Origin of the sequence: Caulobacter endophyticus (assembly GCF_029543245.1) — a bacterium.
GTDB lineage: Bacteria > Pseudomonadota > Alphaproteobacteria > Caulobacterales > Caulobacteraceae > Caulobacter > Caulobacter endophyticus_A.
In genome coordinates this window covers 1-24,284 of sequence record NZ_JARQWV010000035.1, presented here as the reverse complement: position 1 = coordinate 24,284, position 24,284 = coordinate 1, and the positions used below count along the sequence as shown (strand labels likewise).

Here is a 24,284-nt window from a genome sequence, read left to right as displayed (position 1 = left end):
TCTTCCTATGGGCGCGGACGACTGGCGGCGAGGCCGCCGGGCCGGTCCTCTCGGGAGGCGTAGACTTGGCCGCTTATCTGGTTCCCCTGGTCCTGCTCGTGCTGGCGATCCTGCTGGTCGTCAACGTCATCAAGATCGTGCCCCAGGGCCGTGAATTCACCGTCGAGCGCTTCGGCCGCTACACCCGCACGCTCAAGCCCGGCATCAGCATCCTGACCCCGTTCATCGAGACGGTCGGCCGGCGGGTGAACATGATGGAGCAGGTGCTCGACGTCCCCAAGCAGGAGGTGATCACCAAGGACAACGTGTCGGTCAGCGTCGACGCAATCGTCTTCATCCAGGTGATGGACGCGGCCGCCGCGGCCTATCGCGTCGACAACCTGATCTACGCCATCACCCAGCTGGCCCAGACCAACCTGCGCACGGTGGTCGGCTCGATGGAGCTGGACGAAGTCCTCTCACAGCGCGACCACATCAACTCGCGCCTGCTGTCGACCATCGACGAGGCCACCGGCCCCTGGGGGGTCAAGGTCGCCCGCATCGAGATCAAGGACCTGACCCCGCCTGCCGACATCACCAACGCCATGGCCCGCCAGATGAAGGCCGAGCGCGAGCGGCGCGCCGTGATCACCGAGGCCGAAGGCGAGAAGCAGGCCCAGATCGCCCGCGCCGAGGGCTCCAAGCAGGCCGCCATTCTCGAGGCCGAGGGCCGTCGCGAAGCCGCCTTCCGCGACGCCGAGGCCCGCGAGCGGGAGGCCGAGGCCGAGGCCAAGGCCACCGCCTTCGTGTCGGAAGCCATCGCCCGCGGCGACGTCAACGCCATCAACTACTTCGTGGCCCAGAAATACGTCGAGGCGTTCGGGGATCTCGCCCGTTCGCCCAACGCCAAGACCGTGATCGTGCCGGCCGACTTCGCCGGTATCACCGGCACGGTGGCCGGGGTCGGCGAACTGATCCGCTCGCTGAGCGGACCCGACGCTCCCCCGCCCGTGCGCACCGCGGCCGTGCCGACCAGCGCGCCGCGCAAGGGAGGCTGAAGGCCATGACCGGCCTGATCGACTTCTACGTCGCCCACCCCTTCTGGCTGTGGCTGTCGGCGGCGGCCGTATTCCTGGCGATCGAGGTGGGCACCGGCACCGGCTGGCTCTTGTGGCCGGCCGCCTCGGCGGCGGCGGTGGGGGTTGTAGCCCTGCTGCTGCCGACCAACCTGCCGGTGGAGATCGCCCTCTTCGCCGTGCTGACCATCGCCAGCACCTATTTCGCCCGCCGCTTCCTGCGGCCGGCCCTGGCCGGGCCCGATCCCGACCTCAACGACCCCACCCTGCGCCTGCTCGGCCGTCCGGCCGAGGTGGTGGCCGCCTTCGAGAACGGTCGCGGCCGGGTGTTCGTCGACGGCAAGGAATGGGCCGCCCAGACGGAGGGCGGGACCGAGGACCAGACCCCGCCCGAGACCGGGGCGCGGGTCTCGGTGGTGGGCGTGCATGGGGCCGTGCTGACGGTTCGTTGAGGAACCGGCGGCGCCTTTCGGTGTTTCGCGCGTTAAGGGCCTGCGCATGCTGAAGCTTCGGGACGAAGCGGACGCATCGCGGGCCGCTATGTCGTCTAACAGACGGCCGGCGCGGCCAGACTGTGCTGTAACTCTTCCGCGCCCACAGGAACGGCCATGCTCGACGTCTTCTACCCGGAACCGTCACGACCCGTCCGCAAGCGCGCGATCGCGCCGGTGGACGACTTCGCGGACATCGAGCTGCTGCACGGGATCAGCCTGGAACTGATCGGCGAGCAGGATCGCGTCGAGCTGTACGGCAAGATCGTCGACGCGGCGGTGGCGATCACGCGGTCGCAGTTCGGCACCATGCAGCTGCTCTGCCCCAAAGGCGACCCGTCGGGCCATGGTGGCGAGCTGCAACTCCTCAGCTATCGCGGACTGCCGCCGGAGGCCGTGGCGTTCTGGGCTTGGGTCAGCCCGTCGGCCCACAGCAGCTGCACGCTGGCGCTGCGCTCGGGCCGCCGGGCGATCATCCCCGACTACGAGACCTGGGACGAGATCGCCGGGACCGAGGACCTGCAAGCCTTCCGGCGCACCGGCATCCGCGCGGCCCAGACCACGCCGCTGCGCTCGCGCGACGGCAGCCTGCTGGGCATGATCTCGACCCACTGGACAAAGGCCCACAGGCCGTCCGAGCGCGACCTGCGCCTGCTCGACATCCTGGCGCGCCAGGCGGCCGACCTGCTGGAGCGGACCATCGCCGACGAGGCGCTGCGCGCGCGCGAGCAGGAACTGGCGCGAACCGTCACGGCCCTGCGCACGGCGCAGGGCGAGCTGCGCAGCCTCAACGAGACGCTGGAAACCCACGTCCAGGAGCGCACCAACGCCCTGCTGGCCGCCGAGGGCCAGGTCCGCCAGATGCAGAAGCTGGAGGCGATCGGCCAGCTGACCGGCGGCGTGGCGCACGACTTCAACAACCTGCTGACCGTCATCCGCTCGTCGGCCGAGCTGCTGCGCCGCCCCGCGCTGCCCGAGGAGAAGCGCGAGCGGTATCTGGACGCGATCTCCGACACCGCCGACCGGGCCGCCAAGCTCACCGCGCAACTGCTGGCCTTCGCCCGCCGCCAGACCTTGCGGCCGACCACCTTCCACGTCGGCGACAGGATCGCCAGCACCGCCGACATGCTGAGCGCGGTCGTCGGCGGACGGATCCGCCTGGTCGTCGACCACTGTCCCTCGGCCTGTTTCGTCGAGGCCGACGCCAGCCAGTTCGAGACCGCGCTGGTCAACATGGCGGTGAACGCGCGCGACGCCATGGGGGGCGAAGGCGATCTCGTCATCCGCGCCTATGAAGCCTCGTCGCTGCCGGCGCTGCGCGGCCAGGGCGCCCATGAGGGGCCGTTCGTCGCCGTGTCGATCACCGATACCGGCTCTGGCATGTCGCCCCAGGTGCTGGACCGGATCTTCGAGCCGTTCTTCACCACCAAGGATGTGGGCAAGGGCACAGGCCTTGGCCTGTCGCAGGTCTTCGGCTTCGCCAAGCAGTCGGGCGGCGACGTGGACGTGGTGAGCCGGGAGGGGGAAGGCTCGACCTTCACGCTCTACCTGCCGCGCGTCGACGCCCCGGCCATGGCGGCCGACGACGCCGCCGCCGAGCCGCCCATCGAAGCGCACGGCGCCATCCTGATCGTCGAGGACAACGCCGAGGTCGGCGACTTCGCGCGCCAGCTGCTGGAAGACCTGGGCTACGAGACCTGCCTGGTCGCCAACGGCCAGCGCGCCATCGCCGTGCTGGAGGAGCGGGGCGAGGCCTTCGACTACGTCTTCACCGACGTGGTCATGCCCGGCATCAGCGGCCTGGAACTGGCCCGGCGCATCCGCGGTCGCTGGCCCAGCCTGCCGGTGGTGCTGACCAGCGGCTACAGCCAGGTGCTGGCCGACGACGCCCACCATGGCTTCCCGGTGCTGCAAAAGCCCTATGCGATCGGCGAGCTTGGACGCATGCTCCGCTCGGCCCGCCGCGCCAGCTGACGACTGCTGACAGATCCGGGCGCGGCGACAGGCTAGGCCGGGGCCAGTTCAGGGCCAGTCCGACGGAGTTTCGATGAAGAGATCGCTTTGCGCGCTGGCCGGCGCGGCCCTGCTGGGCATGAGCGCCGGCGCGGCTCTGGCCCAGGACCTCTATATCGGCACGGTGGACGTCCAGAAGGACCAGGTGATCCTCACCCGCTGCGACCTGGCCGCCAACCGCTACGTCCTGCGCGATCGCGCCGAAGAGCAGGAAAAGCCGGTCGCCAAGCTGCGCGAGAAGCTCCAGACCCTGAAGGCGCCGGTCTATGTCGAGGTGATCGGCCAGTATGTCGAGATCGAGGGCCAGGACGGCAACGCCCTGGACGTGATCGCCCTGGAAGGCCTGAAGGCGGGCAAGTCGTGCCACCTGGCCGACGCCCTGGGATCGAACTAAGCGCATAGCTCGCCACTGGCGCTTTTCGCCTCGCGCCCCCATCTGGGCGCGGACCGCACGGACGAGAGGGAACAGACGGGTGGAACCCATCATCACGGTGTCGGGTCTGACCAAGACCTACGCCTCGGGCCACCAGGCCCTCAAGCAGGTCGACCTGACCATCAATCGCGGCGAGATCTTCGCCCTGCTCGGCCCCAACGGCGCGGGCAAGACCACGCTGATCAGCATCATCTGCGGCATCGTGCGGCCGAGCACGGGCACGATCGTCGCCGACGGCCACGACATCGCTCGCGACTACCGCCCGGCCCGCACCAAGATCGGCCTGGTGCCGCAGGAACTGACCACCGACGCCTTCGAGACGGTGATCGCCACCGTCACCTTCAGCCGCGGCCTGTTCGGCAAGCCGCCGAACCCCGCGCTGATCGAGAAGATCCTCAGAGACCTTTCGCTGTGGGACAAGAAGGACGCCAAGATCATGACCCTGTCGGGGGGCATGAAGCGGCGGGTGATGATCGCCAAGGCCCTGTCGCACGAGCCGTCGATCCTGTTCCTCGACGAACCCACCGCCGGCGTCGACGTCGAGCTGCGCCGCGACATGTGGGAGATGGTCCGCAAGCTGCGCGAGACGGGCGTGACCATCATCCTGACCACCCACTACATCGAGGAGGCCGAAGAGATGGCCGACCGGGTGGGGGTGATCCGCAAGGGCGAGATCATCCTGGTGGAGGATAAGGCCGCCCTGATGCAGAAGCTGGGCAAGAAGCAGCTGACCCTGCACCTGCAAGCCCCGCTGCAAGCCGTTCCCGCCGGCCTGTCGGACTATGCCCTGGAACTGACCGCCGATGGCGCCGAGCTGGTCTACAGCTTCGACGCCCAGGCCGCCGAGACCGGCATCGCCCCCTTGCTGCGCCGCCTGTCGGCCGAGGGCGTCGACTTCACCGACCTCAACACCCGCCAGAGCTCCCTCGAGGAGATCTTCGTCAGCCTGGTGAAGGACCGGCCATGAACCTGCACGCCGTCGCCGCCATCTACCGCTTCGAGATGGCGCGGACCTTCCGCACCCTCTTGCAGAGCATCGCCTCGCCGGTGCTGTCGACGTCCCTGTATTTCGTGGTCTTCGGCGCGGCCATCGGCTCGCGCATGACCGCCGTCGACGGGGTGCCCTACGGCGCCTTCATCGTGCCGGGCCTGATCATGCTGTCGATCCTGACCGAGAGCCTGTCGAACGCCTCGTTCGGCATCTACATGCCCAAGTGGTCGGGCACGATCTACGAGGTGCTGTCGGCTCCCGTCTCGCCGTTCGAGATCGTGCTGGGCTATGTCGGCGCGGCGGCCAGCAAGTCGCTCCTGCTGGGCACGATCATCCTGGCCACGGCGCGCCTGTTCGTACCGTTCGAGATCCAGCACCCGCTGTTCATGGCCGCCTTCCTGGTGCTGACGGCGGTGACCTTCAGCCTGTTCGGCTTCATCCTGGGCATCTGGGCCGACAGCTTCGAGAAGTTGCAGATCGTGCCGCTGCTGGTGATCACGCCCCTGACCTTCCTCGGCGGCAGCTTCTATTCGATCGACATGCTGCCGGGCGTGTGGCGGACGATCTCGCTGTTCAATCCGGTGGTCTATCTGGTCAGCGGCTTCCGCTGGAGCTTCTTCGGCACGTCTGACGTGGGCGTCGGGGTCAGCCTGGCGGCCACCTGCGGCGTGCTGCTGCTGTGCCTGGCGATCATCGCCTGGGTCTTCAAGACCGGCTACCGCCTGAAGAACTGATGGTTAGATCCGGAAAACGGAGTCTCGTGAAGAAGTCCGTCATCCCGGCCGAAGGCCCGCATCGCGGGCCGTAGAGCCGGGACCCAGGGGCCGGCGCACTGCGGTTGCTCCTGGGTCCCGGCTCTCCGCTTCGCTGCGGCCGGGATGACGATCTTTGGGCCTTTGAGTTTCAAGCCTTTCGCCGCAGGGCAATCGAGCCCAGCCCCTAACCGAACAGCGCGGCGATGATGTCGCGATAGGCCCGCTCCATCGCCGCCGGACTGGCGGTGGAGCCGCGCGCGCCGCGCATCTGCAAGCCGTCGAGGATCAGACCCAGGAAGGCGATGCGGGCGACCATGTCGTCGTCGGTCCAGTCCAGCTTGCGGAACGGGGCCAGGGCCTCGACACCGCGTTCCAGCTGGGCGGTCTCGACGTCATGCACCACCTGGGCGACCACGGCGTTGCGCTCGGCCTCGGCCAGGATCTCCAGATCCAGGGCCGCCACCTTGGTTTCGCGAGCCTGGCTCAGAGCGGAAGACGCGTCGCGCAGCAGGGTCTCCAGCACCGGCTCGCCCTGGGCATGGTGCTCGAACGGATCCAGCACCTTGCGGGCCCGAGCCTGGGCCACCGCGCCGATGATGGCGTCCTTGTTCTCAAAGTGGCGATAGACCTGCCCGACGCTGAGGCCCGCGCCACGAGCGATCTGGTCCATGGTGGTGGAATGGAAGCCCGACGTCTGGGCGTGCTTCGTCGCAGCGATCAGGATGTCACGCCGCTGCGCGGAAGCCTTACGCTCTCGCTCCAACCTCGCCCTCCCCTACGCCAGTCACACACGCGCGCCGACGAGGCCGGGCGCGGGCCGATCCTACAAGCGTTCGACAGCAGGTGAAATCCGTTGCGCTCGGCGGGGGTCAGTCAGCGACGCTGCGCTCGATCTTGATCAGGTCCAGCACGCCGACGATCTGGCGGGACCGCCAGGTGCTGACCAGGTACGACAGCGGCCCCAGCGCCAGGGTCAGGGCCAGGCCCAGGCAGTTGACGGTGTTTTCGCGAACGAACGTCCCCAGGTCGTCGCCGACGATCTCGGCCACCAGCGCCGTCACCGAAACGGGCACGGTCAGATAGCAGACGATCACCGCCCGCAGCATCTGCTCCTGGCGGCGCGCGTTCAGCGCGGCCAGGGCCGCCACGGCGTCGAAGGTCTTGTCCTCGACCCCCTCCAGCAAGGCGAAGGCCCGCCGGGTGGAGGCGTTCTTGCGAAAGCCGCTGAGGAAATCGACGCCCAGATAGCCGTAGGCGCCCGGCGAATAGAACCAGGACGGCATGAAGCTCCAGACCGGAAACTCGTTCTTGAGCCTGCGCCACAGGGACCAGCACGCCAGTTCCTGCCCGGCGGCCGTCTCGACCGGTTCCTTGCCCCCCATACGCGCCCCATCAACCCAGACTAGAGATTCGGGCCGACCCTAGCCGGGGCCGAGCGGTCTTGCCTACCCCACGAACCCCGCCGCGCGGCGCAGGCGGTCGTTGATGGCTTCGCCCAGGCCCTCGTCGGGGATCGGCGCCACGGCGATGCTCACCGGCGCGGTGCGGTCGGCGGCGCGCAGGTGGGAAAAGAGGTTGGCGGCGGCCTGCGCCAGATCGCCCGTGGGGCTGAGGTTGAACACCCCCTCCCCCGCCGGCCACGGACCGAAGGCCAGGAAGGCCTCGCCCTCGCCGGGCGCCGCCGCGTTGATCCGCACCGGCGCGTCGGGGGCGTAGTGCAGGGCCAGGCGGCCGGGCGAGCGCTTGGCGTCGTCGTCGGCCTCGGCCAAGGGGCCGACCACCGCCTCGAGCTGGGCGCGGGTGACGGCGCCGGGACGCAGCAGCCGCACGGGTCCTTCGAGCACGGCGACGACGGTGGATTCCAGGCCGACCTGGCAGGGCCCGCCGTCGAGCACGGCCGCGCACTTGTCGCCCGTCTCGGGATAAGCGTCCTGGAAGGTGGTGGGACTGGGACGGCCCGAGCGGTTGGCGGAGGGGGCCACCACCGGTCCGCCGAACGCGGCCAGCACGGCCCGCGCCAGCGGGTGGCCGGGCACGCGGATGGCCACCGTCTCGAGCCCCGCGCGGGCCAGGTCGCAGACGGCGGAAACGTCGACGATCGGGGCGACGATGGTCAGAGGGCCGGGCCAGAACGCCTGGGCCAGGGCGCGCGCCCGCTCGTCGAAGGCGGCGATGCGGGCGGCCGTATCGAGGTCGGCGACGTGGGCGATCAGCGGGTTGAAGCGCGGACGGCCCTTGGCCTCGAAGATCGCCGCCACGGCAGCGGGGTCGGAGGCGTCCGCCCCGAGGCCATAGACGGTTTCGGTAGGCAGCAGGACGAGGCCCCCACTGGCGAGGGCCTGCGCCGCGCGGGCTACTTCTTCTTGGCCGTGAGCGCGAAGCTCACCTTGATCTTGGCCGGTATCTGATCCGTCGACGCCCATTCGCCCTGTCCAACCCCGAACGCGGTCCGGTCGAGGGTGGTTACACCGCGCGCCGTGGCCGTGTCGCCGTCGATCTTCAGGCTGAACGGCAGGCTGAGCGGCTTTTTCACGCCGCGCAGGTCCAGCGTGCCGTCGGCCACATAGCGGCCCTCGGCGGTCTTGCGGAACTTGCTGGCGGTGAAGGTCGCCTTGGGGTTGGCCGAGGTGTTGAAGAAGTCGGGCCCTTGCAGGCTCTCGTCGCGCTGGCCGTCGCCCGTGCCGGCCGAAGCCAGGTCGATGCTGACGGTCAGCTTCGACCGATCCAGCGCCTCGGGCGAGAACAGGATGTCGGCGGTCCAGCGGCTGAACCGGCCCTGGATCGGCGTGTCGGCCCAGGCCAGGTTGAAGTCGAGGTGCGAGCCCTTCTGCACGGCCCAGGCGACCGGGTCCTTCAGGACGCTGTCGGCAGGCGGCGCGGCTTCGGCGGTTTCGGCCGGAGCGGCGGGCGTCGCGGGGCCAGCCGGCGTCGCGGCCGGAGCAGCGGCGGCGGCCGGCGCCTCTTCGGGCAGGGCCAGCTCGTCGGCGCTGCTTTCGGCCGGCGCCGGCTGGGGCGCCTTGGCCTTGGCGGGGGTGTAGAGATAGCCGGCGGCGACCACGGCGGCGAAACCGGCGGCGGCCAGCCACAGGCGCGGCTCCTTGATCCCCGGCTTGGCGCCGGCGGCCATGTGGCCGAACACCTCGTCGCGGTCGAGGATCTGGTGCTTGGCCACCGCGCCCAGGTGCAGGGCCAGCAGCACGTAGGTGAACTTCACCAGCAGGCCATGGCCCAGGTGGCCGATATTGTTCCAGGCGTCCTTGGCCCCGGCGGCCAGCTCGGGCAGGCCCGGCAGGTGCGGCCAGGGAATGGCGCCGAACAGGATGGTCGGAATGTTGATGCGGCTGGTCGAGACGATGATCCAACCGGTCAGCGGCAGGCCGATCATGATTACGTAGAAGCCGACGTGCACGGCGCTGGCGGCGATCTTCTCCCAGGTCGGCTGGCCGGCCGGGGCCGGCGGCGACTTGTGGGTCAGCTTCCACAGCAGGCGCGCGACGCTGAGCACCAGGATGGTGATGCCGATCGACTTGTGCAGCTGGAAGAGGGCGAAGGTTTCGGCGCCCTTGGGGCCGTCGTCGGCCCGCCAGCCCAGGATCACCTGGAAGATCAGAGCGGCGGCGATCAGCCAGTGCAGGATGATCGCCACCGTCGAATAGCGGACAGGACCCGCCGCCGAGGCGGGTTTGGAAAGCGTCTCGGCGGTCATTGGGCCGTCCTAACTAGGTAACTGTCTTACTTCTTCGGATTGAATTCGGCTTCGATCGCCAGGTCGACGTCGTCCGAAACCATCGGCACCAGGTGGGTGAAGCCGAACTCCGAGCGCTTGATCTTGCCCGTGGCCGAGAAGCCCATGATCTGCGAGCCGAACGGGGTCTTGGCGAAGCCGTTGTAGGTGACGTCCAGGGTCACCGGCTTGGTCACGCCGCGGAAGGTCAGGTCGCCGGTCAGCTTGCCCTTGCCGGGCGAGGTCTGCTCGATCTTGGTCGAGACGAAGGTGATGGTCGGGTACTTGGCCGAGTCGAAGAACTTCGGATCGTCCGAGATTTCCTTGTTGAAGTTCGGCAGGCCGGTGTCGACCGACTTCGGGTCGACCGTGATCGACACCTTCGAGTCCAGCGGCTTGGCCGGGTCGAAGCTGTAGGAGCCGTCCAGGCCCGACAGGCGGAAGGTGTAGTTCGAGGTGCCGAAGTGCTTGATGCGCAGGGTCAGGCTGGCGTGGCGCTTGTCCAGGGCCCAGGTCCCGGCCGGAGCGGCGGCGGGATCCGTCGCCGGTTGCGCCAGGGCGGCGACCGGGGCCGCGAGCGGAGCGGCGAGAAGGGCGCCGGCCAGAATGGCGTAGGCGAAGGGGCGAGCCATGGTCTCAGATCTCCAAACTGACAAAACTGTCATAGTGACGGTTGCTGATTACCCCGACTTAGGAACTTCACCGTCCAGTTGAAGGGGCGTCTTCTCACGAAGCCGTGATCGCCTGGCGGTCCTTGGCGGAGCGAGGCGCGCGATCTAAACAGGGATCACATACCCCAACCCGACGCTTGAACAGATCGGCCCCCGCATGACTTTCCGCGCTCCCGTCCGCGACCTCGCCTTCGCCCTGCGCCATGTGGCCGACTTCGGCCGCCTGGCCGACGCCTATCCCGAGGCCGACGCCGACACCGTCGACGCCGTGCTGGAAGCCGCTGGCGTGTTCGCCTCCGAAGTGCTGGCCCCGATCAACCGGGCGGGCGACCTTACGGGCGCCAAGCTGGAAAACGGCGTGGTGCGCAGCGCCCCTGGCTTCGCCGACGCCTACAAGGCCTTCGCCGAGGCCGGCTGGACCTCGCTGGCCGCCTCGCCCGACCACGGCGGCCAGGGCCTGCCCAAGGCGCTGGAGATCGCCACCCTGGAGATGGTGCAGGCCGCCAACATGGCCTTCGGCCTGTGCCCGATGCTGAGCCTGGGCGCCATCGAGGCCCTGGCCCTGCACGGGACCGAGCGCCACAAGTCGGTGTTCCTGCCCAAGCTGGTCTCGGGCGAATGGACCGGCACCATGAACCTGACCGAGCCGCAGGCCGGTTCGGACCTGGCGGCCCTGACCACCATGGCCACGCCGGACGGCCAGGGCGGCTACACCCTGTCGGGCCAGAAGATCTTCATCACCTGGGGCGACCACGACGCCACCGACAACATCGTCCACCTCGTCCTGGCCCGCACGCCCGACGCCCCCGCCGGCGTGAAGGGCGTCTCGCTGTTCCTGGCCTCCAAGGTGCTGGTCGACGACGAGGGCAAGATGGGCGCGGGCAACGACGTGCGCGTCGGCGGCTTGGAACATAAGTTGGGCATCCACGGCTCGCCCACCTGCGTCATGCTGTTCGAAGGCGCCAAGGCCGAGTTGGTCGGCAAGCTGCACCACGGCGTGGCCCACATGTTCACGATGATGAACGCCGCCCGCCTGCAGGTCGGCGCCCAGGGCACCGCCATCGCCGAGCGCGCCTACCAGCAGGCCCTGAACTTCAGCCTGGAACGCGTCCAGGGCCGCTCGGCCTGGACCGGCGCCTATCCCTCGCGCCTGTTCGACCACCCGGACGTGCGCCGCACGCTGCTGCTGATGAAGGCCAAGATCGAGGCCGCCCGCGGCATCTGCCTGTCGACCGCCGTCGCCGCCGACCTGGCCCACGCGGCCGCCGACGAGGAGACCCGCGCGGCCGCCAAGCTGCGCGAGGAACTGCTGACCCCGATCGCCAAGGCCTGGTCGACCGACGTCGGCGTCGAGGTCGCCTCGCTGGGCGTGCAGATCCACGGCGGCATGGGCTTCATCGAGGAGACCGGCGCGGCCCAGCACTATCGCGACGCCCGCATCACCCCGATCTACGAAGGCACCAACGGCATCCAGGCCATCGACCTGATCGGCCGCAAGCTGGGCTTGGCCGACGGCCAGGCGGTGGCCGACCTGATGGACGACATCCGCGACACCATCGAGGCCCTTAAAGGCGCCGACGCCTCGCTGACGCCGGTCGCCGGCCGCCTGGAAGCCGCGCTCAACGCCGCCGCCTCGGCCACCGCCTGGCTGGTCGAGCGCCGCGCCCGCGCCATGCCCGACGCCCTGTCGGGCGCGACGGCCTACCTCAAGCTGCTGGGCGACACGGTCGGCGGCTGGATGCTGGCCAAGGGCGCCCTGGCCCCGGAAGCCGAAGCCCTGCGCGGCCAGCTGCTGCGGGTCTATGCCGAAAGCGTGCTGGCCCAGGTCCCGGGCCAACTGGCGGCGGTGACCCTGGGCGACGCCGATCTCGTGGCCGTGACGCCCGAGGCGCTGGGGGCCTGATCCCCCCGCCGCGCCGTCAAAAGCAAAAACCCCGGGGCTCGCGCCCCGGGGTTTTCTTTTTCCGATCCGTGGCCCGGATCAGAACTTCCAGTTCAGGCCGACCAGAGCCGCCTGACGGCCGCCGTCGCCGAACTCGCCGCTATAGGCGGTCGACACCGACAGGCGCTCGGAGACGTCGTAGTCCAGGCCCGCGCCCACCAGGCCCAGCGTCTTGTCGCGACGCAGGCCCTGACCGACCAGATCGGCGTCGAGGCCCGCAATGCGGCCCGAGGCCGCCGGCGCATCGCCGCCGACGCGGCTGCGGAAGCCTGCCGAGACGAAGGGGTGGACCCGAGCGCCGGTCGCCTGACCGCCGCGCAGCTCCACCTGGCCGTCGACGAACCAGGCGTCTACCGTCTCGCTTTCGAGAGTCAGGGCGAAGGCGCCGCCGCCGCGCTCGACCAGGTCGCCGCGCTTGGTGCGGACATAGCTGGCGCCGAGGCTCGGGCGCACAGCCCAGTCGCCGTTGAGCGCCATCGGGTAGCTGAGGTTCACGTCGGCGGCCCAGCTCTTGAGCTTGTAGTCGCCGGTGGCCTGGACGCCGCCCGGCGCCATGCGACGGGTCTGAGTGTCGGCCCGATCATGGGCCGCCGTACCCGCCAGCGCCAGACCGCCCAGCTCCACCCGGCCGGTGACCCCGACCACGAAGCTGTCGAGCTCGGTGCGCGCATCGAGGGCCCCGATCCGCTGACGGCCATCGACATAGCCGACGAAGGCGCCACCCCAGGCCGAGGCCAGGCCGTAGCCGACGCCGCCGATCACGCCCGTACCGTCGGTCTTGCCCGCGGCCACGCCCGCCTGGGCGTCGCCGTCGAAGTCGCGACGGCCGGTGAAGGCCTGACCGAAGCCGAACAGCCCCGCCTCTTCAGGGGCGAACCGTGACTGGGCCCGCAGCGTATCAACGATGGCCAGGCCGTCTTCCGCCGCCAGCTGGGCGGCCGAGGCGTAGGCCTGCGGCGTAACCCGGGCCAAGGCGGCGGCGTTGCTGGCGCCGGTGGTCTGGTCGACCAGCAGCGGCATCGCCGCCACGGCGGCGGCGCCGGCCTTGTCGGCGATGAAGGCGCTGTTCAGCGTCTCCACCAGGCCCGACACTTCGCGCGAGAACGAGGCGTTGGTCGTGAACAGGCCCAGCGCTTCCAGGCGGGTGGCCGACTGGTTGAAGCGCAGGTTCAGGCCCTCGCCGCCCTGGATCGTGGCGTAGGATCCGGTGATGCCGCCGCCGGCGACGATCAAGTCGAGGCGACGGCCCGGCGTCAGGGTAGCCGCCGCGCCGGTCAGCTTCAGGGTCGCGCCCTGGGCGATCGTCACCTTGCCCGAGACCACCAGCTTGTCGCTGGCCGACGGGCTGAGCTCGAACAGGCTGGTCGAGGCCGCGCCGAGGGCGAGGTTGCCCGTCACCGTCATCGTGCCCGGCGAGGCGCCCGGGCTGAGCGTGCCGTTGACGACGACGTCGCCGACCACCGCCCCGGCCGAACCGAAGGTCGCGCCCTGAGCGACCGTGACCGAACCCGTCAGGCGCGAACCGGCCAGGCCGATCAGGCGGCCGCCCGAGACCTGGATGGTCTCGAAGCCGTAGGCGCCGGCCAGGCTGGCCACGCCCGACTGCATGGCGAGGGTTTCGAAGCCGGTGAAGCCCGTCGTCCCGAACGCGGTCGGGGCCGCGTCCGTGCCCCCCACGGCCAGCTCGACGCGGTCGCGACCCAAGCCGCCCTCGGCGGAACCGGAGAAGCTGCCGCCCGAGGTCAGGCGCAGCACATCGTCGCCCGCGCCCAGGTCCAGACGGCCCTGGAACGCGCCGCCGACGGTGACCGTGTTGTTGTCGGCCCCCAGCACGACATCACCCGACGCCAGGCTCGATCCCGCACCGACCGACAGGGTCAGGCTGGAGGTGACCAGACGATCGAACTTGGCCGCGCCGCCGGTGAAGTTCAGCGCGCCCGTGCCGGTGACCTCGAGGATCTCGAACTGCTGCAGCTGGTCGCCGCGCAGGGACAGGTCCGAAACCAGGTCGATGCTGACCTGGTCCGAGCCCGCGCCGCCCAGGACCGTGCCGGCCAGAACGCCGCCGGCCGCCAGTTGCAGCACATCGTCGCCCGCGCCCAGATCGACGGTTCCGTCCAGAACGGCGCCGCCCAGGACGGTCAGGGTCTGGTTCCCGGCCCCGAAGGCGATGGTGTCGCCGGCCGCGCCGAGCGAGCCGGTCACCGACAGGGCGCCGCCGGCCAGGTTGATCGTCTCGAAGCCGCTGACCTGACCGCCCAGGGTCACCGGAGCGGTGCTGGTGAAGGTCAGGACGTCGGCCCCCGCACCGCCGAGCTTGAGCCCGGTGAAGCTGGCGCCGGCCAGGGTCAGGCTGTCGTCGCCGGCCCCGAGATTGATCGAGGCGATGTCGATGTCCGACGTCAGGGCGTCGGCCTTGCCGCCGCCCGACACCGCGCCGACCGTGTAGCCCGCGCTGGTCAGGGCCAGCCCGGCGCCGTCGAGGCTGACGCTCTCCCAGTTCTGGTCGAGGGTCAGGGTCAGGCGGCCCGCGCCCTGAACGCCGAGGCGCTCGAAGCTGGTGCGCGCGGTCAGGCCGGCGCGGTCGCCGGCCAGTTCGACGATGTAGGTGTCGGAACCCGTGCCGCCGTCGATCGCGCCCAGCACCGTCGAGCCCGCCCCCTCGGTGAAGACGTCGTCGCCGGCGCCGAGCAGGAGCGAACCGTTGATGGTTCCGCGGTTGACCACCGCATCGGCGCCGCCGCCCAGGCTGACGCTGCCGGCGATGACGCCCGCGTTCTCGACCTGCTCGCTGCCGTCGCCGCCACTGAACACCGAGGTGTAGCCGGTGGTCGAGACCGTGGTCCCGGCCTCGACGATGGCCTTGCCGCCCTCGAGGCGGATGGTGTCGGCCGAGAAGGCGCCTGCATAGGTGATGCCGCCGTCGCCGATCTGGGTGAAGCGCTCGAAGTTGAGGAACTGGGCGCCGGTGACCTTGCCGCCGCCGGTGGAGTCGATCGTCAGGGTGTCGAGGCCGAAGCCGCCGTCGACCACGCCGGTCATCGAACCGCCGACCCACTGGACGAAAGTGTCGTTGCCGTCGCCCAGTTCGACGCGGCCGGTGATCGAGCCGTAGTTCTCGATGCGGTCGTCGCCGTAGCCCGTGCGGATCAGGCCGGTGATCGTGCCGTCATTGCGGATGACGTCGGCGCCCGAGCCGGTGTCGATGGCCGCGACCGCGCCCGAGATCGTGGCGCCCTTCACGTTGGTCACCACGGTGTTCGTATAGCTGTTCGCGGACTCGATCGCGGTCCCCGCGGAGCTTGTGATCGCGCCGCTGTTGGTGACGGTGAAGGGCTGGTCCGTCCAGCCGGTGCGCCTGACCGACGTGCCGACGGTGGAGATGGTCCCGCGGTTCTCGACGGTCAGGACGTTGTTGACGCCGTAGTCGAAGCTGCTGGCGGCGGTCTGGGTCAGGGAGCCGGTGTTGAGGAACGACTTGGCGCCCGACACGGCCGTGGCGTTCTCGACCGAGATCGTGCCGGAGTTGACCACCCGGTCGCCGCCGTCGATCGCGATGACGGGGCTGTAGCTGGTCTTCTGGCCCTGCACGGTCAACGAGCCGGCGTTCTCGAAGCTCGACGCGGCGGAGAGCTGGATGGCGGAGCTGATGTAGCCCGTCACCGGCTGGCGCATGACCAGCGCGCCGCGGCTGACGATCGACAGCTGGGCGACCGTGTCCCAGGCATAGCTGTAGCCGTTGGTAAGGCTGACGAGCGGGCCGCTGGTCGTGAGGATCGGGCTCGTCCCGCTGTTGGCGTTGATGTCGGCCGTCAGATCGAGCGAACCCTTGCCGCTGAGGTAGAGCGTGTCGTTCCAGGGCTTGTTGATCGTCAGCTTGGCCGCCGCCCCGTTCTCCAGGGACAGGGCCAGCCGTTCGAAGCCGGCCGCGTCTGCGATCGTGTTGGTCGTGTCGCTGGCCACCCGCAGCAGCAGGGTGTCGGCATTGCCGGCGCCGCCATCGACCACGCCGGTCACGCCGACGAACTTGCCGTCCTTGAAGCGGCTAAGATCGGTGATGAAGAAGTCGTAGCCGCTGCCCAGGTACAGCGAACCGTTCAGCACGCCGCCGTCGTCGAAATAGATGTCGGTGGAATCCGAGAACACCCCGACCAGATTGACGTCGCCGTTCAGGACGCCGGCGTTGCGCACGATGGCGCTGCTGCTGGCGGTGAGGGAGTTCGTCGTGCCGGTGATCACCCCCTTCGCGCCGTTGAACAGCGTCGAGGAGTGGCCCATCGCCACGCCCACGCCGCTGGAAGCGGTGATCTGGCCGTTATTGGCCAGGGTGACGGACGACAGGACCGCGCCGTTGGTGACGCCGAGGATCTTGCCGTTGTTGGTCGAGGTGATGCTGCGGACCGTGCCGCCGCCCAGGGTCAGCCACACCCCCGTGTCCTGGGTCGACTGCACCAGGCCGTCGTTGACGAAGCCCCCGCTGACGGTCAGCGCGTAGCCGCTGGCCGTGATCTCACCGGTGTTCAGGAAGTTCTGCGGCGCGATCGAAGCGTAGACGCCATAGCCGTTGACGCCGGTGATCTTGCCGGTGTTGGTGAACCCCGCCAGGCCGGTGAAATAGACCGCATAGCCGGTCTCGAGACCGGCGCCGGCGCCGCCGCCGAGCGGCGCGCCGAGCTGCGCGGTGATCTCGCCGGTGTTCTTGAACTTCAGGCCGGTGTCGAACGGCGCATAGAGGCTCGAGAAGGCCGTGCCCGTGGTCTGGACCACGCCGGTGGTGAGCACCGTCCCTTGGCCGGCGAAGTACAGGCCGTCGCCGATGTCGCCGTTGAAGGTCAGGGTCACGTCATTGCTCAGGGCGAGCTGAGCGCGCTGGAAGTTGGTCGGCAGAACGGGGCTGGAGAGCCACGCGTCGGCGGTCCGGTCCTGCGAGATCACGACACGGACGGTGTTGACGCCGCCGCCGCCGTCGATCCGCCCGGTGACCACGCCATAGTCCACGCCGTTCTGGCCGTAGCCGGCGATCAGGGTGTCGCGGCCGCTACCGAACAGCAGGTCGCCGTTGATCGTGCCGCCCACGTTGTCGACATTGGCGCCCGCATCGCCGAGCGAAGAGGCCAGGACCGAGCCGTTGATGGTCCCGCGGTTTACGAGGGTGAAGCCCCAGCCGCCGTCGCCGCCGTCGATGGCCACCGCGCCGCCGCCCTGGATGATCCCGCCGGCCTTGTTCTCCACATTGAAGCCGCGGGTGGCGGCGAGGGCCACGCCGGACGTGTTGGCGATCAGGCCGCTGTTGACGAGCGACAGATAGCCCCCCGCGTCGACCGTCGCCGAAGCGCTGGCCGAACGCATCGTGCCGGTGTTGGTCACCGTGCCGACCGAGCCGATGTAGCTGTTCGCCGTGGGATAGCTGTAGGCCGACCCCGTACCGCCGTCGATGACGCCGGCGTTGTCGAGGGTCTGGACCGTGCCCTGGATACCGCCGATGAAGCCGCTGGCCCGATTGGTCACCGTCCGCAGGGCCACCCGATCAACGGGCAGGGCCACGATGGCCGGCCCGCCCGAGGTCGAACGGATCTCGCCGCTGTTGTCCAGGCTGGCGAAGGTTCCCGTCAGGTAGCTGGACGCGCCGGCCCCGTCGAGAAGGATGGCCGTCGACCCGGTGATGACCCCGTCGGCGCCGACCAAGATGTTGGCGGTCGTGTTGCTGTAATAGACGCCGGTCATCTCGTTGCGCAGCAGCACGCCGACTCCGGACCCGCCGTCCACCTCGCCCTGTACGTTCAGCGTCACAGTCGAGGGCGGTGACGGATAGACGCCGGTCGAGGTGATCAGCACGGCGGCGGGATCGGTCGTTCCCCGGGTCAGGCTGGCGCCGGCCTCGATGCTGATCACACCGCTGTTGGAGGCGACCACGCCTCCGACGGTGGTTCCCGTGCACACCGTCGGCGTCCCGGCCACGACGGGGTTGGGCGAGCAGTCCGCCCACGCTGATCCCGCACTCGCGGCCGCCAGAACGACCAGGCTGCAACCCATAAGATAACGACGGACCGCATGCGGCCTCGAGACGCTCAACTGAAACACCATCGCCCCCAGAAAGATAAACTATAAGTCGTTTAGCTTTGCTGTAACGAAACGTCGAGCGACCTTGATCAACATGATCGTAGTGAGATTGCAGCAGCGACGTTGCTGGCCTCAATGCCCTGGCTTGAGCAGCATCCATGCCGCCATCGCCACCATCATCACGTTCTCGGTCAGCGAGATGAAGCCCAGCGGCACGTTGCTGTCGCCGCCGACGCAGGCGCATTTCAGGTCGCGCCTGTCGATATAGACCGCCTTGAACACCGACACCGCGCCGATCCCGCCGATCACCAAAGCCAGCGGCGCGGAAAACCAGGTCAGCACGCCGGCCGTCATCAGCACACCCGCCAGGCCTTCGGCGAACGGATAGACGTAAGCATACGGCACCCAGCGCTTGGCCAGCAGATCGTAGCCCAGGAACATCGAAGAAAAACTCTCGACGTCGCGCAGCTTCTGGATGGCCAGCACCACCATCGAGAAGCTGATGAACCACTCGATCGCCCGCGCCGTGAAGGGCGTTCCGTCGACGGCGTAGGTCGCCGCCAGGGCCATCAGGGCGGTCATGGCGAAGAGGGCGATCACGGGCTTGTAGGTCTTGGCCTTTGGATCGCGGGGCCTCTCGCCGAACCAGCGCCGCAGGTCGTCGAACCCGCCGATCCGCTCGCCGCCAATGAACACCTGCGGCGTGGTCTTCACGCCATGCTGCGCCTTGAAGGCGTCGGTGGCCTCGCGGGTGGTCAGGTGATGGTCCTCGACCTCGTAGCCCTTGGACCGCAGCAGATGCCTGGCCTTCAGCCCATACGGACAGACGTGCTTTTCCATCACCATGCGGTAGAGGACGGCCTTCTTGGGGGCGCTGCTCACGGCGGATCTCCTTGTACGCGACCGGGACCCGCCTCATATGGATTCCGTACCATGGTACGGAGTCAAGCGATGACGACGACGAACGCCGCGACGACGATCGCAGGCCTGGCCAAGGCCGGCGGCGTGGGGGTGGAGACGGTCCGCTACTACCAGCGCCGGGGCCTTCTGGAGACCCCGCAGCGTGGCGAGGGCCTTGGCCTTTCGGGCGGCGTGCGGCGCTATGGCGACGAGGCGGTGCGGCGGCTGCGCTTCATCCGCTCGGCTCAAGCCGCCGGCTTCACCCTGGAGCAGATCGGCGAGCTTCTGGCGCTCGACGCCGGCGAGGACCGGGTGCGGGCCCGCGAGCTGGCCCGCGAGCGCATCGCCGATCTCGACCGCAAGATCGAGGAGTTGCAGGCCGCCCGCGCGGGCCTCTCGCGCCTGCTCCACACGTGTAGCGCCGACGATCATGGACCCTGTCCGATCATCGCCGCGTTCGAGACCTGAGCCCTGCTCAAGATTTTGCCGCTCTAAAACTCCGCTCAATCCCCGCGAAGGCGGGGACCCAAGCTGACTTTCAGCCGTCAGCGCTTTTCGTATTCGTCCCGCCGGCTCGGCTTGGATCCCCGCCTTCGCGGGGAACTCGGACTAAGGGACGATGTTTCCGATCATGAGAAAGCTGCGACGCCGATTGCCTAGCCCCTGCGCGACGCCATATCCCTTGCTGCCATGAACGCGCCCTTCAAGCCCGACGCCCTCCCCGAGTGGAACCTCGCCGACCTCTATGCCGGCCGCGAGGACCCGAAGATCGAAACCGACCTGGCCGCCGCCAAGGCCGCCAACGACGAACTGGCCTCGCTGGAGGGCATGTTCCTGGAAGCGCGCGGCGAGCCGGCGCGCCTGGGCAGACTGCTCGATCGCGGCATCCGGCTCTATGAGGAGGCCGTCAACGGCCTGTGGGGCGTGGGCGCCTATGCCGGCCTGGCCGCCTCGACCGCCCGCGACGACCCGGCCTGGGCCAAGTTCGAGGCCGACCTGCGCGCCCGCTCCTCGCAGATCGCCGCCGAGAGCCTGTTCTTCTCGCTGGAGCTGAACCAGCTGGAGGACGCCGAACTGAACGCGGCGCTGGAGGCCCATGAGCCGACCCGCCGCTGGGCGCCGTGGCTGCGCCGGCTGCGCCTGTCGCGCCCGCACGAGCTGTCGGCCGAGCTGGAGCGCTACATCGTAGATCGCGGCCCGGCCGTGGCCAACTGGGTGCGGCTCTATGACGAGACCCTGGCCAAACTGAGCGCCAAGGTCGGCAAGGAACAACTGACCCTGCCAGAGGCGCTGAACCGCCTGTCGGATCCGGACCTGCGCCGCCGCAAGGCCGCCGCCGACGGCCTGGCCCAGGCCCTGTCCGAACGCGCCTCGACCCAGGCCCTGGTGATGAACACCCTGGCCTTCGAAAAGCAGGTCGAGGACCGCTGGCGGCGCTATGACGACCCGGCCCACTCGCGCCACCTGGCCAACGAGGTCGACGCCGACGCGGTCGACGCCCTCGAAGCCGCCGTGGTCGAGGCCTATCCGCGCCTGTCGCATCGCTATTATGCGCTGAAGGCCAAGGCCATGGGCCGCAAGACCCTCGACTACTGGGACCGCAACGCCCCGCTCGACGCGGCCCAGCCGCGCACCTATCCGTGGTCTGAGGCCAAGGACGTGGTGCTGGAAAGCTTCCAGGCCCTGGCCCCGAAGTTCGCCGATACGGCCGAAACCTTCTTCGCCCAGCCCTGGATCGACGCCCGCCCGCGCGCCGGCAAGCAGTCGGGCGCCTATTCGCACCCGGTCACCGCCGACCGCCACCCCTACGTCTTCATGAACTATATGGGCGAGCGGCGCGACGTGCTGACCCTGGCCCACGAGCTGGGCCACGCCGTGCACCAGACCCTGTGCGCGCCGCTGGGCACCCTGCTGGCCGACACGCCCCTGACCCTGGCCGAGACGGCCTCGATCTTCGGCGAGGGCCTGGTGTTCGACCGCCTGCTGGCCGAGGCCACCCCCGCCGACCGCAAGGGCTTGCTGGCCGGCAAGATCGAGGACGGGCTCAACACGGTCGTCCGCCAGATCGCCTTCCACCGCTTCGAGCGCAGGTTCCACGCCGCCCGCCAGGACGGCGAGCTGTCGCCCGACCAGATCGGCGCGCTGTGGATGGAGACCATGGCCGAGAGCCTGGGCCCGGCCGTCGTGCTCAACGAGGGCTACGAGCACTACTGGGCCTATGTCAGCCATTTCGTGCACGCGCCGTTCTACGTCTACGCCTACGCGTTCGGCGACCTGCTGGTGCGCGGCCTGATGGAAAAGCGCCGCGAAAATCCGGAAAGCTTCGCCCCCCTCTACGAGGACCTGCTGGCCGCCGGCGGCACCCGCACCTATGTCGAGGCGCTCAAGCCCTTCGGCCTCAATCCGCGCGACAAGGCCTTCTGGGCGGCGGGCTGCCGGCAGCTGGAACGGCTGGTGGACGAGTTCGAGGCGTTGGTGTGAGCAAGCAAAGCCGCTTCCTTCTCCCCTTGCGGGAGAAGGTGGCCGCCGCAGGCGGTCGGATGAGGGGTCGCGCCGCCGGCGCCGTTGCGCGCGAGCCGACAGGCCTATCGACCCCTCATCCGTCGCTTCGCGACACCTTCTCCCACAAGGGGAGAAGGAGAACTCATGTCTGACCCCGAACGCGACCGCCTGTCCGGCCGCCTGGCGCGCTTCGCCAAGGTCGGCGCGGGCCTCTCCGGCGCGGCCGTCAGCTATGGCGCCAATCGCGTCTTCGCCGGCGACGACGCGGACGCCCGTAACGCCAAGGCGCTGAAGGCCGCGCTGGGGAACCTCAAAGGGCCGCTGATGAAGGCGGCCCAGATGTTCGCCACCGTGCCCGACCTCCTGCCGCCCGAGTTCGCCAAGGAACTGGCGGAACTGCAGACCAACGCCCCCGCCATGGGCTGGCCGTTCGTGCGCCGGCGGATGGCCGCCGAGCTTGGCCCCGACTGGGCCGGCAAGTTCGAAAGCTTCGAGCACGAGGCCGCCGCGGCCGCCTCGCTGGGCCAGGTGCACCGCGCCGTCGCCCCCGACGGCCGCGCCCTGGCCGTGAAGCTGCAGTATCCCGACATGCAGAGCGCCGTCGAAAGCGACCTTGGCCAGCTGCGCGCCCTGGTCGGCCTGTTCAGGAAGATGGACGGCTCGATCGACCCCACCCAGATGATCGAGGAGGTCGGCGACCGGCTGCGCGAGGAGCTGGATTACGACCGCGAAGCCCGGATGATGGCCGTCTATGGCGGCTTCTTCGCCGGCCGCGACGACATCCGCACGCCAGAGCCGGTCCGCGAGCTTTCGACCCGGCGCCTGCTGTCCATGACCTGGCTGGACGGCCAGGGGCTGATGGCCTTCAAGTCCGCCAGCCAGGAGACCCGCGACCGCATCGCCGCCCTGCTGTTCGAGGCCTGGTGGGGTCCGATGACCCACATCGGCGTGATCCACGGCGACCCGCACCTGGGCAACTACACCTTCGGCGGCGAAGGGGCGGCGCACCTCAACCTGCTCGACTTCGGCTGCATCCGGGTGTTTCCGCCGCATTTCGTGGGCGGGGTGGTGCGGCTCTATCGCGCGCTTTCCGAGGACGACCGCGCCGGCCAGGTCGAGGCCTATCGCAGCTGGGGCTTCACCAACCTGACCGACGAGCTGGTCGACGTTCTGAACGTCTGGGCCCGGTTCATCTACGGCCCGCTGCTCGACGACCGCGTGCGCACGGTGGCCGACGACGTGCCGCCCGGCGAGTACGGCCGCCGCGAGGCCTTCAAGGTGCGCCAGGCGCTGAAGTCGGTGGGCGGCATCGTCATCCCGCGCGAGTTCGTGTTCATGGACCGCGCCGCCATCGGCCTCGGGGCCGCCTTCCTGCACCTGGGCGCCCGCCACAACTGGCGCGCCCTGTTCGAGGCCTCGCTGGAGGGGTTCTCGGAAGAGGCGCTGGCGCAGCGGCAGGCCAAGGTGCTGGGCGCGGCGGGGATCGCGTAGTCCAGCTCCCGACGTCGAGCAAAATTAGTCCGCCTCCCTAGGCCCCGTGCCTAGGGCCCATCGTTCAGCGGCTCAGACCTTTCAGGACGACCGAGGTCTGAGCGGTCGCCGGCATGGGTCCTCGCCACAGGGGCGAGGAAGGCGATGAAGAGAAGCGCGTGAAGGCGAAGGCGCGAAGGCGTAAGGAAGCTCAAATGACCCGCACCATCGCCCGCCTGCACAGCGCCTATCGCGACGACATCGGCGACCTGACCACCCGTCGTCCCCTGCCCGGCCCGGCGATCGGCCAGCTGGACCCGTTCCTGTTCCTCAATCACCACGGCCCGCAGACCTACCGCCCCGGCAACCATGGCCTGCCGTTCGGGCCGCACCCGCATCGCGGCTTCGAGACCGTGACCTTCATCCTCGAGGGCCAACTGTCGCACCTGGACAGCGGCGGCCACGAGAGCGTCATCGACGCCGGCGGCGTGCAGTGGATGACGGCCGGCAGCGGCCTGGTCCACGCCGAGCTTTCGCCCGAGGCCTTCAAGAAAAGCGGCGGGCCGCTGGAGATCCTGCAGCTGTGGGTCAACCTGCCCAGCCGCCTGAAGATGACCGCGCCGCGCTATGTCGGCCTTCAGGCGCCCGACATCCCCAAGGTCGAGAAGGACGGCGCGACCATCGAGCTGATCTCGGGCGAGGCCGACGGCGTCGCCGGCCCCATCCAGTCGCTGACCGGCGTGGCGATGAGCGTCGTGCGGCTGGAGGCGGGCGCGCAGCTGGCGCTGCCGATCCCGGCCGGACGGGCGGTCTTCCTCTATGTGGTGCGGGGGTCGATCACGATCGACGACAAGACGGCCGGCGCCTTCAACCTGGTGGAACTGACCGACGGCGACGGGCTGGACCTGGTGTCGGCCGACGGCGCGGTGCTGCTGCTGGGCCACGCCGACCCGATCCGCGAACCGGTCGTCTCGCACGGGCCGTTCGTGATGACGACGCGCGAGGAGATCGTCCAGGCGATCCAGGACTACCAGGCGGGCAAGTTCGGCGAGGTTCGGGCGTAGCCCCCTCAGTCGGCTTCGCCGATAGCTCCCTACTCCTCCCCCGAGAAACGGGGGAGGTGGCGCGGTGCGGATACGCGCCGTGACGGAGGGGGCGAGGGACAGAGCGCCGAGCCCGGTCTGGGGGGGGGGGGGGGGGGGGGGGGGGGGGGGCGGGGCGGCGGCGGCGCGGGGGGGCGCGCGCCGGGCCGGGGGGGGCGCGGCGAGGGCGGGGCG

The 24,284-nt window shown here is 69.6% G+C and carries 18 protein-coding genes and 1 pseudogene; 11 read left to right on the top strand and 8 right to left on the bottom strand.

Annotation, left to right across the window (positions count from 1 at the left end; all coding sequences use genetic code 11):
• Nucleotides 1-77 precede the first annotated feature (77 nt).
• From P7A99_RS23430 to P7A99_RS23405, 6 genes are all read left to right on the top strand, one after another.
• Nucleotides 78-1,037: an SPFH domain-containing protein gene (locus P7A99_RS23430; protein ID WP_277796160.1), complete on the top strand. Its 960-nt coding sequence runs from the start codon at nucleotides 78-80 to the stop codon at nucleotides 1,035-1,037.
• A gap of 5 nt (nucleotides 1,038-1,042) precedes the next feature.
• A complete protein-coding gene (locus tag P7A99_RS23425; RefSeq protein ID WP_277796130.1) occupies nucleotides 1,043-1,507 on the top strand; it encodes an NfeD family protein in 465 nt (154 codons plus the stop codon).
• 156 nt (nucleotides 1,508-1,663) lie between these two features.
• On the top strand, nucleotides 1,664-3,520 hold the full coding sequence (locus P7A99_RS23420) for an ATP-binding protein (protein ID WP_277796129.1): 1,857 nt from the start codon (nucleotides 1,664-1,666) through the stop codon (nucleotides 3,518-3,520).
• Nucleotides 3,521-3,593: 73 nt separating this feature from the next.
• On the top strand, nucleotides 3,594-3,953 hold the full coding sequence (locus P7A99_RS23415; protein WP_277796128.1) for a hypothetical protein: 360 nt from the start codon (nucleotides 3,594-3,596) through the stop codon (nucleotides 3,951-3,953).
• A 79-nt stretch (nucleotides 3,954-4,032) separates the two neighbouring features.
• Nucleotides 4,033-4,959, top strand: a complete 927-nt coding sequence (locus P7A99_RS23410; RefSeq protein WP_277796127.1) for an ABC transporter ATP-binding protein — start codon at nucleotides 4,033-4,035, stop codon at nucleotides 4,957-4,959.
• Nucleotides 4,956-5,717 carry an ABC transporter permease gene (locus P7A99_RS23405; RefSeq protein ID WP_101711545.1) on the top strand — a complete coding sequence of 254 codons (762 nt, stop codon included), beginning with the start codon at nucleotides 4,956-4,958 and terminating at the stop codon, nucleotides 5,715-5,717. The genes P7A99_RS23410 and P7A99_RS23405 overlap by 4 nt, the downstream gene beginning before the upstream one ends.
• 39 nt (nucleotides 5,718-5,756) lie before the next feature.
• On the opposite strand, the pseudogene P7A99_RS23400 reads toward P7A99_RS23405, so the two are convergent.
• From P7A99_RS23400 to P7A99_RS23375, 6 genes and pseudogenes are all read right to left on the bottom strand, one after another.
• Nucleotides 5,757-5,864 (bottom strand): annotated as a pseudogene (locus tag P7A99_RS23400) (hypothetical protein); the annotation flags it as partial.
• A 58-nt stretch (nucleotides 5,865-5,922) separates the two neighbouring features.
• Nucleotides 5,923-6,501 carry a TetR/AcrR family transcriptional regulator gene (locus P7A99_RS23395; protein ID WP_277796126.1) on the bottom strand — a complete coding sequence of 193 codons (579 nt, stop codon included), beginning with the start codon at nucleotides 6,499-6,501 and terminating at the stop codon, nucleotides 5,923-5,925.
• Nucleotides 6,502-6,607: 106 nt separating this feature from the next.
• Nucleotides 6,608-7,120 carry a hypothetical protein gene (locus P7A99_RS23390; RefSeq protein WP_277796125.1) on the bottom strand — a complete coding sequence of 171 codons (513 nt, stop codon included), beginning with the start codon at nucleotides 7,118-7,120 and terminating at the stop codon, nucleotides 6,608-6,610.
• A gap of 63 nt (nucleotides 7,121-7,183) precedes the next feature.
• Nucleotides 7,184-8,161: an L-threonylcarbamoyladenylate synthase gene (locus tag P7A99_RS23385; RefSeq protein ID WP_277796124.1), complete on the bottom strand. Its 978-nt coding sequence runs from the start codon at nucleotides 8,159-8,161 to the stop codon at nucleotides 7,184-7,186.
• Entirely contained in the window at nucleotides 8,092-9,444 is a 1,353-nt protein-coding gene (locus tag P7A99_RS23380; protein WP_277796123.1) for a YceI family protein, read from the bottom strand. The genes P7A99_RS23385 and P7A99_RS23380 overlap by 70 nt, the downstream gene beginning before the upstream one ends.
• 26 nt (nucleotides 9,445-9,470) lie before the next feature.
• Nucleotides 9,471-10,094: a YceI family protein gene (locus P7A99_RS23375; RefSeq protein ID WP_277796122.1), complete on the bottom strand. Its 624-nt coding sequence runs from the start codon at nucleotides 10,092-10,094 to the stop codon at nucleotides 9,471-9,473.
• Between the two features lie 196 nt (nucleotides 10,095-10,290).
• Here P7A99_RS23375 and P7A99_RS23370 point away from each other — a divergent pair, with 196 nt between their 5' ends.
• Nucleotides 10,291-12,036 carry an acyl-CoA dehydrogenase gene (locus P7A99_RS23370; RefSeq protein ID WP_277796121.1) on the top strand — a complete coding sequence of 582 codons (1,746 nt, stop codon included), beginning with the start codon at nucleotides 10,291-10,293 and terminating at the stop codon, nucleotides 12,034-12,036.
• A gap of 78 nt (nucleotides 12,037-12,114) precedes the next feature.
• Here the strand turns inward: P7A99_RS23370 and P7A99_RS23365 are convergent, their stop codons facing one another.
• Together P7A99_RS23365 and P7A99_RS23360 are read right to left on the bottom strand one after the other, a co-directional pair.
• The gene (locus P7A99_RS23365) at nucleotides 12,115-18,033 is read right to left on the bottom strand and encodes a hypothetical protein (protein WP_277796120.1); all 5,919 of its coding nucleotides are present in this window, start codon (nucleotides 18,031-18,033) and stop codon (nucleotides 12,115-12,117) included.
• Between the two features lie 234 nt (nucleotides 18,034-18,267).
• Complete coding sequence (locus P7A99_RS23360) at nucleotides 18,268-19,017, bottom strand: glutaredoxin (protein WP_277796119.1); 750 nt, start codon at nucleotides 19,015-19,017, stop codon at nucleotides 18,268-18,270.
• 69 nt (nucleotides 19,018-19,086) lie between these two features.
• Between P7A99_RS23360 and P7A99_RS23355 the strand changes: the two genes are divergently transcribed.
• The 4 genes from P7A99_RS23355 (at nucleotide 19,087) to P7A99_RS23340 (ending at nucleotide 24,071) form a co-directional block, all read left to right on the top strand.
• A complete protein-coding gene (locus P7A99_RS23355; RefSeq protein ID WP_277796118.1) occupies nucleotides 19,087-19,503 on the top strand; it encodes a MerR family transcriptional regulator in 417 nt (138 codons plus the stop codon).
• Nucleotides 19,504-19,725: 222 nt separating this feature from the next.
• Complete coding sequence (locus tag P7A99_RS23350) at nucleotides 19,726-21,516, top strand: M3 family oligoendopeptidase (protein WP_277796117.1); 1,791 nt, start codon at nucleotides 19,726-19,728, stop codon at nucleotides 21,514-21,516.
• 165 nt (nucleotides 21,517-21,681) lie between these two features.
• Nucleotides 21,682-23,028, top strand: coding sequence for an ABC1 kinase family protein (locus tag P7A99_RS23345; RefSeq protein ID WP_277796116.1), 1,347 nt, complete (start codon nucleotides 21,682-21,684; stop codon nucleotides 23,026-23,028).
• Nucleotides 23,029-23,222: 194 nt separating this feature from the next.
• Nucleotides 23,223-24,071: a pirin family protein gene (locus tag P7A99_RS23340; RefSeq protein WP_277796115.1), complete on the top strand. Its 849-nt coding sequence runs from the start codon at nucleotides 23,223-23,225 to the stop codon at nucleotides 24,069-24,071.
• The last annotated feature ends 213 nt before the right edge of the window (nucleotides 24,072-24,284 follow it).

Excerpts from the sequence above, each read along its gene's own strand:
- P7A99_RS23405 (WP_101711545.1), top strand. The coding sequence starts at position 4,956 with ATGAACCTGCACGCCGTCGCCGCCATCTACCGCTTCGAGATGGCGCGG.
- P7A99_RS23355 (WP_277796118.1), top strand. The coding sequence starts at position 19,087 with ATGACGACGACGAACGCCGCGACGACGATCGCAGGCCTGGCCAAGGCC.
- P7A99_RS23340 (WP_277796115.1), top strand. The coding sequence starts at position 23,223 with ATGACCCGCACCATCGCCCGCCTGCACAGCGCCTATCGCGACGACATC.
- P7A99_RS23370 (WP_277796121.1), top strand. The coding sequence starts at position 10,291 with ATGACTTTCCGCGCTCCCGTCCGCGACCTCGCCTTCGCCCTGCGCCAT.
- P7A99_RS23375 (WP_277796122.1), bottom strand. The coding sequence starts at position 10,094 with ATGGCTCGCCCCTTCGCCTACGCCATTCTGGCCGGCGCCCTTCTCGCC.
- P7A99_RS23425 (WP_277796130.1), top strand. The coding sequence starts at position 1,043 with ATGACCGGCCTGATCGACTTCTACGTCGCCCACCCCTTCTGGCTGTGG.
- P7A99_RS23350 (WP_277796117.1), top strand. The coding sequence starts at position 19,726 with ATGAACGCGCCCTTCAAGCCCGACGCCCTCCCCGAGTGGAACCTCGCC.
- P7A99_RS23390 (WP_277796125.1), bottom strand. The coding sequence starts at position 7,120 with ATGGGGGGCAAGGAACCGGTCGAGACGGCCGCCGGGCAGGAACTGGCG.
- P7A99_RS23380 (WP_277796123.1), bottom strand. The coding sequence starts at position 9,444 with ATGACCGCCGAGACGCTTTCCAAACCCGCCTCGGCGGCGGGTCCTGTC.
- P7A99_RS23345 (WP_277796116.1), top strand. The coding sequence starts at position 21,682 with ATGTCTGACCCCGAACGCGACCGCCTGTCCGGCCGCCTGGCGCGCTTC.
- P7A99_RS23385 (WP_277796124.1), bottom strand. The coding sequence starts at position 8,161 with ATGGGCGTCGACGGATCAGATACCGGCCAAGATCAAGGTGAGCTTCGC.
- P7A99_RS23415 (WP_277796128.1), top strand. The coding sequence starts at position 3,594 with ATGAAGAGATCGCTTTGCGCGCTGGCCGGCGCGGCCCTGCTGGGCATG.
- P7A99_RS23420 (WP_277796129.1), top strand. The coding sequence starts at position 1,664 with ATGCTCGACGTCTTCTACCCGGAACCGTCACGACCCGTCCGCAAGCGC.